The sequence below is a fragment of the Acidaminobacter sp. genome, from assembly GCF_030247605.1.
Lineage (GTDB): Bacteria > Bacillota > Clostridia > Peptostreptococcales > Acidaminobacteraceae > Acidaminobacter.
In genome coordinates, this window is sequence record NZ_JAOTSB010000019.1 from 49868 (window position 1) to 56359 (window position 6492).

Annotated in this window: 5 protein-coding genes; 3 read left to right on the forward strand and 2 right to left on the reverse strand. The window is 43.8% G+C overall.

Translation table 11 applies throughout. The features are described from left to right. Positions 1 to 76: 76 nt before the first annotated feature. Complete coding sequence (locus tag OEL90_RS10055) at positions 77 to 1210, forward strand: AAA family ATPase (RefSeq protein WP_291399913.1); 1134 nt, start codon at positions 77 to 79, stop codon at positions 1208 to 1210. Next, the gene (locus OEL90_RS10060) at positions 1189 to 1743 is read left to right on the forward strand and encodes a hypothetical protein (RefSeq protein ID WP_291399915.1); all 555 of its coding nucleotides are present in this window, start codon (positions 1189 to 1191) and stop codon (positions 1741 to 1743) included. Before OEL90_RS10055 ends, OEL90_RS10060 begins: the two co-directional genes overlap by 22 nt. Before the next feature lie 207 nt (positions 1744 to 1950). On the opposite strand, the gene OEL90_RS10065 is transcribed toward OEL90_RS10060, so the two are convergent. Both OEL90_RS10065 and OEL90_RS10070 read right to left on the reverse strand, forming a co-directional pair. Beyond that, positions 1951 to 3129 (reverse strand): ISL3 family transposase, encoded by a 1179-nt coding sequence (locus tag OEL90_RS10065; RefSeq protein WP_300688316.1) that lies wholly within the window; start codon positions 3127 to 3129, stop codon positions 1951 to 1953. Positions 3130 to 3333: 204 nt separating this feature from the next. Beyond that, a complete protein-coding gene (locus OEL90_RS10070; RefSeq protein ID WP_300688318.1) occupies positions 3334 to 4560 on the reverse strand; it encodes a YibE/F family protein in 1227 nt (408 codons plus the stop codon). A gap of 392 nt (positions 4561 to 4952) precedes the next feature. On the opposite strand from OEL90_RS10070, the gene OEL90_RS10075 reads away from it, so the two are divergent. Then, a complete protein-coding gene (locus tag OEL90_RS10075; RefSeq protein ID WP_300688320.1) occupies positions 4953 to 6248 on the forward strand; it encodes an S-layer homology domain-containing protein in 1296 nt (431 codons plus the stop codon). Positions 6249 to 6492 lie beyond the last annotated feature (244 nt).

Sequence of the window (6492 nt, forward strand, 5' to 3'; positions counted from 1 at the left end):
ATAAAATTGCAAACATAAACAGATTTTGTGTTTACAATAGCAATTCGAGTGATATAATTAAATTGGAGGTGAGACTATGAAGCTGCTTAAAATTGAATTTGAAAACATTGGAATCTTTGAAAAAGGGTTTACAATCGATTTAACTGCCGCGGATAGAGTGACTGAATCCAGTCAAGTTGCCAATATATATAGGTCAATTTACTCACAGAATGTAGTGGCCGTAACAGGTCCAAATGCTTCAGGCAAAACCTCACTTTTAAAACTTCTTAGACTGGCATTTAAAATAGTAATTCATAACGCAGGACTTGATGATATTGGCCCTATTAGTGGCGTTATTAATGATGGAACGATCATGAAAGTTGACTTTTATAATGAAGATATTTTTTATCGATTGATCTCAACTATAGGCATACAGGACCAATTGCAGGACAATAAGTATTATTTCAAAGATGAGATTGTTTATTCAAAAGTTAAATCGGAAGTAAGAAATAAGGAAAGCGTCAATGAATTTGAGAAAATCCTTTTAAGAAGAAGTGATGTAACAAATAACAAAAATAACTTTTTAAAACCACAAGACAGTATCGTATCGATCTATACTCGAAACGATGTCATTTATAGAGATACCATTAGCGCGACGAATATCAATATTTACCATAATAGAGGGAATGACATCATGCCCTTTGTCAATTTGTTTGATAACAGCATCGAATTTATTAAGTCAAACAATGAAGAATGTGAGATCAAATTTAAGAATAAAGATAAACAGTATACAACCAACATTTTTGAAACTGAAAATTATTTGTCTTCCGGCACAATAAAAGGAAGCAATCTTATTTTTACAATTGCATTAGTCATGAAATCCGGTGGTTATTTAATCATTGATGAAATTGAGAATCATATACAAAAAAAACTTGTCCAGATTCTGATAGGTCTTTTTACAGACGAGGAGATCAACAGGTTCGGAGCGACTCTCATTTTCTCGACGCACTATTCTGAGATTATAGATGTGATTGATAGAAAAGACAATATTTACGTACTTGTAAGAGATCAGGACTTCGTCAGTAAAGTCATCAGGTATTCAGAAATAGTAAATAGAAATGATATAAAGAAAAGTGAAATTCTGTTGTCGAATTATATCGACGGCACTTCGCCGAGTTATGAACTCATTAAAGACGTGAGGGAGCTATTATGCAAATTGGTGAATTCATAAGTGGGCAGTATTATGTTCTTTGTATATGCGAGGGAAGGGCAGAAGAAGACTTAATAAACTATTTGCTTGAGAACGATCTTCTGATATTCAAAAGACAGGATCTGCTTTTTGAGAAAATCACCCGTACGAGAGCTGTTAAGAAGATTCAAGAAGAGTTCTTGAGTTTATACTTTGAAAAACCTGTCATCATAATTAGAATTGTCGACTCAAAGAATGAGAAGTTCAAATTGGATGCTGTCTATGAAGATCGCTATGAAGATAAAGTCTTTAATATTATCACAAGACCAGAAATTGAAATTCTGATCGTTATCAAAAATGGAGATTACGGACGTTATTCAAGAAAGCATAAGTCAAAAAACAAGCCCAGTGAATTTTGCCAAGCTGAATACGGAATTAAGAATATCAAGTCTAAAGGCCGCTTTATTTGTGAGTTTGAAGGTGTAGAACAAATTATGGACGCTATAAAAACTTATAAAAGTCTAACCAATTATAAAGAGCTCAGTTTGAGTGATCTTTTTAATAAGGACTTATGAAGTATGAATATTTTCACCACATTACAGTATGTCTTCGAAATCGTATTTCTCTTCACATCAAAAAACGGCTCTAAGTCAATAGTTGGGGTGGGGATTCCTCGAATCCCTGCTCCTTCGTTGTTTTGAGGGTATTATAGTTATGAAGTTAGATTTTAAGAATTCATGGCATGACAAAAAGAACCAGCGGTTACCGGAAAGAGATTCAAGCTAAGAGCAAATGTGCAGAATCCTATTTCTAAAGCGGTCAAAGTCTCTCACACCATAGCTCACACGTTTCAGAACCTTGATCTTGTTGTTGAAACCTTCTGTGCAGCCATTGGTGTATCCATATTTGAAGGCATTCAGAATCTCTTTGCTCCAGTTCCGAAAAGCAGTGATACAGGCGTTGAATTCTGGCAATCGCACTTGTTCGGCATATTGGATCCAGTCATAGAAGGCTTTTCTCTGGACAGAGTAACGTTCATGTTGGCAAATAGCGTAAAATGCTTCCTTGAGCTTGTAGGCCTGTCTTAGGTCATCGCTATACAGCAGCATGATATCCAGTTGCTCTTTTTCATGGGGCTTCAACTTTTCAGTTCGCTTTAAAATCAGACTTCGGCTTCGCTTGAAGTATTTTCTCAATGCCGGGATCATCGTCTTTTGGATGCGCTTACGGACATTTTCAATGGCCCAGGAGACTTGTCTGATGAAGTGATACTTGTCGACAACAATGGAGGCATTGGGAAAAAACGTTCTGGCGAGATCCGCATAAGGTTTCCACATGTCACACACAAAGAACTGCACCTTCAAACGCTCATGCTTGGAATAACTCTTAAAATAGTCAATCAGGTGATTCTGTCTTCGGTCTGGAAGGATGTCCAGGACGGCTCTCTTTTTCGGATCCACAAGAATGCACTGGTACTTTTCGCTTCCGGCGTTGCCCTTGAATTCATCAATGGCCAGCACTTTGGGAAGGGAGCTTGGTCTGTCATACTGAATCATACGGAAGACCCTTGAAACGGTGTGTGCCGAGACATTTGCCTTGTCAGCAACAGCGGCCATTGGAATGGCATTTCTAAGCTCGTGGACAATGTAAGCCGCTAAACGATTGGTCATTCTTCTGTACTTGGGAAGGAACTCGTAGGACTCATAGAACCGCTTGCCGCAAGAGCAGACATACCGGCGCTTTCGAAGGAGCAGGATCGTGTTCTTGGTCATAAGGGGCAGGTCTTTTAGGACCTGGTTTCGATAGTCGTGTACCTTGGTGGTCACCTTGCCGCAGATGGGACAGGTAGACGGTCTGGGTTTTGTTGAGATTGATATTTTCACAGCGGTTTCAGAATGAGATATCTTATAGACAAAGCAATCTTTTAAATTCAAGAGTTTGCTGGTAAAATGAGAGTGCACTTATATCCAAGCCCCTTTCTAAATGTTTGTCTCAGCAACAACATTTTAAGGAGCAAAAGATATAAGTGCATTATTTTTTGAAAAAAATAATGCTGGGGAGGAATTACCCACCCCAACATTTATTATAGAACCCAAAAAACCAAGCGCCCCACACTCATTCAGCGTACTCCAGCTGAATAAGTGTGGGGCGCTTTGATTTTCTATCTACTTCCCCTTCATCCCCACCGCAATCACCGCCGTGATTGGAATCGTGAGCACCAGCCCAATGGTCCCCGCCAGAGACCTAACAATCTCCGTGGCAATCAGATCCAGGTTGATAATCCTCGCCAGCGGCGTGTCATAAGCCATAAAGATCAGCAGCAGGGGAATGGAGCTCCCTGTATAAGCCAGGATCAACGTATTGCTCATAGTCCCCATAATGTCCTTGCCCACGGTCATACCCGCCGCGAACAGTGCCTTGCTTTTCAGAAGAGGATTCGCCCTGTGCACCTCGTCAATGGCAGAGGAAATCGACATAGCCACGTCCATAACCGCCCCAAGGGCGCCCAGCAAAATCCCGGAAAACATGAGCTCTTTAAAGTTGAACACCGTCCCTTGTGGGATGTACAGCAGCATCCCGGCTTCCTCCCCGGACAGTCCGGTCAGCCGCACCATGGAGCCCACCGTATAGGCCAGAACCCCCGCAATAATAACCCCCAGTGACGCCCCAATAATAGCCGCGTAGCTTTTACGCTGAAACCCACTGATCACCAGGTAAGTCACAATGTTGATGACTATCGCAATACCCACCGTAATCAAAATAGGGCTGTACCCCGCCAGCAGCGCCGGCAGCAGCACCTTGTAAACCAGGGTCATGGTGATCCCCAGGGTCACAATGGTTTTCAGACCCTGCATCCGTCCAATGGCCAGCACACACAGCAGAAAGAATCCGCCCAGCCAGTAAATGTAGGTATCCCGCACATAGTCCGAGACATAGACCACATAATCCCCTGAGTCCGGGTACTCCTCAATGTGCACCATGACCTTGTCGCCCTCTGACACCGGCAGCTCATAAATCGAGTTGCCGCTGAGAACATTGATGGTCTCCGTAATCTGACCCTTGAATTTCCCCGTCAGGATCTCCAGCTGCACCGTTTGCTCCAGCGTAATTTGCTCCTCCGGAGCAGGGGTCCGCTCCACTACAGACAGCACCCGGGCTTTCTCGGAGTGCGTAATATAGTCCTCGTCCACCTCAGGCACTTCCGCCATGTCTTCCTCTAACTGCACTTCTTCAGAGATTTCGCCGATGGTCCCTGTGTCAGACACCGCACCCTCATCACTGGCGCTGTCCGCCCAAACGCTGCTCATTCCAAAGGGAACAGTCAGCATCAGCGCCAACAGCATAGCGATACCAATTGTTCTATAACTTTTAAATTTTAAGCTTCTTCGCATAATCTGCCACCTCACAATGCTTATAGTGTACCATCAGACCCCCTTTTGACACAAGGCGGACGGTACATTGTTACCCCTCCTTAAGAGACTTGGAAACCCTTATGAAATCTCTTAAAAATTTCCATTAAATGTTATGTAAATATAAGGATAAAATAATAGTAAATCCCTAAAAACTTCTTTACACAGTGTATATTTTTAGATACAATCCTTTTGGGAAGGAAATTTATCCCAGTTTTATGTCAACGACTGCGACTTCGGATCCAGGGAGGTGATCCAGCGTCAATCCAGTACCGGTTGGGTATAAAAGAGCGCTTCAAATGACAATTGAGACGGGCACACAGTAATGTAAACAACAACCACTTTAGCAATCATCGCAGAAGGAGTGGCACTACATGAAGGCTAGCCGTCAAAACAAAACGAGAAACCTATTGTCCATGCTGTTAAGTTTAATCTTGATTTTTGGAAGCGCCTCTTTCAGTACAAGTTTAGCCGCAAGCGCCGCACAGTCGACGCACTGGGTCAAGCAGTCACCTGGCATAACACAGGAATGGCACCCTTTGATTGATGAATTCGAGTCCCTTGGTCTGCTGGACGCGCCTATGACGCGGGGGGCTTTTGAAATCCTCATTCAGAACAGCTTTGAGGGTCTTGAAGCCTTTGAAATCCCTGCGGGGAGCGGTGAAAACCACGAAGCTGCCGCAACCCTCTATGTCACAAGAATGGAAGGTGCGTTCTACCTTCATCATTTAATGAAAGCTGAAAGGATCCTGGCACAGCAGCTTTATACTGATCAGCCGGATATTCCGAAGTGGGCCCTTGAATCCGTTCTAGGCATGACTCAGAAGGGGATCTTCAAAGGCTTCCCAGATGGTTCCTTTAAAAGCCGCCAGTGGCTTACTTATGCCGAAGCCATCTGTCTGGTGGCAAAATCTCAGCTGCAGTGGATGAGAGAGGGATTGACGGCCGTAGTGCCAACACCGGCGCCACTGGGAGAGCCGGTAGTCACCGTACCGGAGCCACAGCCTGAACCACAGCCTGAACCTGATCCGGACCAAACCCCACAACCGGAACCTCCTGTCACTACTGAGCCTCCGGTTGTCTCTGAGCCTCCGGCTGATACAGAACCAGCCGAAACGCCGGAAGAGCCTGCAGAACCTGTTGAGCCAGTGATTGAAGCGCCTCAGCCGGATCCAGTCCCACAACCGGAAGACCCGCAGCCAACGGATCCTCAGCCCGAAAATCCACAGCCCGTAGATCCGTTGCCGGAAGAGCCGCAAACTGAAGACCCTCAGCCACAGGTACCTGAGGCAAAACCAACCCACACCGCAGAAATCCTTATGCTCCTGCCGGAGGGCAAAACGCACTATGCTTACGTTCCCATTGAGCTTTATCTGATAGATCCGGATCTCAACACAGATCCAAACGTCGTTGAGACGGCGGAGGTTCTGATGTTTTCCTACGACCAATTCGAAAGCGTCATCACCATGACAGAAATCAGTGCTGACAGCGATCATTTCCTGGCCTGGATTACACCGGTCTTTGAACCGGGGGAGGATCCATTTGAGTTCAGGGTATGTGAGTTCTATACCATTGGAGCTTACATCGATTATTATGATCCGGTGAATGCGGATGGCGTGGTCAATTATTTGAGATCCATGTCCTTTGATGTTCAGCCGTTTAAGTACTAAATAACACGAGTGCCGGTTTGGAAACCAGATCCTAAATTTCCAAACCGGCGCTTTTTCATCAAAAATTATGTTATGTAAACTATTAACATATTTGTAACACATACGACAATCTTCGACCTTTAAAATCACTTTTGACATGATAAAGTTATTGTATACCTAGATTCTACGTGCAATCTACTCATATAACCCTTTAAGCAAGTATTTATAATCGTTAAGCCAAAACCATTCTTTCACCCAATGGGTG

Bases quoted from the DNA above. Each gene is read 5' to 3' on its own strand.
- OEL90_RS10055 (WP_291399913.1), top strand. From the start codon at position 77: ATGAAGCTGCTTAAAATTGAATTTGAAAACATTGGAATCTTTGAAAAA.
- OEL90_RS10060 (WP_291399915.1), top strand. From the start codon at position 1,189: ATGCAAATTGGTGAATTCATAAGTGGGCAGTATTATGTTCTTTGTATA.
- OEL90_RS10070 (WP_300688318.1), bottom strand. From the start codon at position 4,560: ATGCGAAGAAGCTTAAAATTTAAAAGTTATAGAACAATTGGTATCGCT.
- OEL90_RS10075 (WP_300688320.1), top strand. From the start codon at position 4,953: ATGAAGGCTAGCCGTCAAAACAAAACGAGAAACCTATTGTCCATGCTG.